The sequence below is a fragment of the Neisseria sp. P0021.S005 genome (assembly GCF_051956955.1).
Window position 1 is genome coordinate 1 of record NZ_JBQCWY010000705.1, and the last position, 1,555, is coordinate 1,555.

2 protein-coding genes are annotated in these 1,555 nt (G+C 49.0%); one reads left to right on the plus strand and one right to left on the minus strand.

What is annotated here, in order from left to right; all coding sequences use genetic code 11:
* Nucleotides 1–347: 347 nt before the first annotated feature.
* Nucleotides 348–1,205 carry an ATP-grasp domain-containing protein gene (locus ACTHUE_RS18520; protein ID WP_107792386.1) on the minus strand — a complete coding sequence of 286 codons (858 nt, stop codon included), beginning with the start codon at nt 1,203–1,205 and terminating at the stop codon, nt 348–350.
* Nucleotides 1,206–1,331: 126 nt separating this feature from the next.
* Here ACTHUE_RS18520 and ACTHUE_RS18525 point away from each other — a divergent pair.
* Nucleotides 1,332–1,555, plus strand: a 224-nt coding sequence (locus ACTHUE_RS18525) for a deoxyribodipyrimidine photo-lyase (protein ID WP_440424140.1), incomplete at its 3' end; no start/stop codon positions are given.

Consider the following 1,555-nt stretch of genomic DNA (forward strand, 5'->3'; position numbering starts at 1 on the left):
TTATTTTTTTATGCACTACTTTTTGTAGTGTCATGTAATTTCAGCACAGAATATTCAATAAGACAATATCTTTCTTTTTAAAAAGATTTTTGAGGTTTTACCCTAAAAAGATATCTATTTAGACCGGTCAGATTGTTTACAATCCGCTAAAAATAAAGGCTGCGGCCGAGATAAAATGCCAAATGAAAGTTAATCAACCATTAATTAAGACTGCATCAATTAAAATGACACAATCGACAAATGGCACATTATTGAAAAATACAAACACGCAAATCTTGCTTTAAAAAAGCCTCAGGCCGTCTGAAAGATGGTTTTCAGACGGCCTGATGCTTGTTAACTATATTGATTCAGGTTGATGAATGTTGCCCAAGTAACTGCGCCAACAGTCGGGCAAAGCGTTCTGTCGCGCCTTCGCTGGTGTGCAAATACAGGGCTGGCTCGATGAGTTCCAATTCATTGAGCAGGAAGGTATCGCCGACCAATGTACCGTCCACTCGGGCGTAAACCGGCATTTGCGGCAAAGCGGCCAGTACGTCTTGTGCGGCACTGATGGCAAACTCGGGTGGCTCAATACCGAACACCGACACACCATAGGCCGAGTTGGCGCGCCATTCGCCTTGCGGCGGCTGACGGCGTACGGCATGGCTGAATATGCCGTTGAAAAACACCAGCGAGGTTTCACCCACCGTTTCGATTTCGCGGATATACGGTTGAACAATCATACCTTGCGGATAATCCACCATATCCACGTCCAATTCCTCCGCACAAACTTTGACCACGCCTTTGCCGCTCTGCCCGAATGCAGGCTTGATGACCGCGTTCGGCCATCCTTGTTGGTTCAGGATGTCGGACAATTCAGCTTTTTGCGGCGGAACGAACACGCTGGGAATCACTTGCGCGCCGCGTTCTGCTAAATCACACAAATAAGTCTTTTCCATATTCCAAGCCATCAGCTCGGGCGGATTGATAAAACGCTGCCCCGCCCGCTCGGCTTGTTCCAGCCATTGGCGGAAGGCTTCGGGTTCGGCGGCATAATCCCATGCACACAAAGGCAGTAAAAACGGCGCGGACGGATGGTTTTGCCACGCATCAAATACGGTTTTCACGCCCATGCTTTCCAAGCATGCCGCCAATGTTTTCAGGTTGTCCGATGGTTCGGGATAAGTTTGGCAGGTAATGAGTGCCAAAACGGTTTGCTCGGTCATGGTTGCCGCCTCGTTGCTAAAACCAAAATTATATAGCGAAATCAAACCAAAAGATTTTTCAGACGGCCTGATACAGGAGGCCGATTCTGATAAAATGGTTTTCCCCTTTTCCGTCGGAACATGCTCATGAAATCTGCCCACGTCCTTGTCTGGTTCCGCCGCAACCTCCGCCTGCACGACAATGCCGCGCTTAATGCCGCCGTTGCAAGCGGTTTGCCCATCGCCTGCGTCTGGGTCAGCCAAAGGCCGTCTGAAAACCACAATCCGCGTCAAAGCCTGTTCCACTATCAAGCCGCGCAAGAGCTGCATACCCGTCTGGCGGCACACCATATTCCTTTATATGTCGTTGC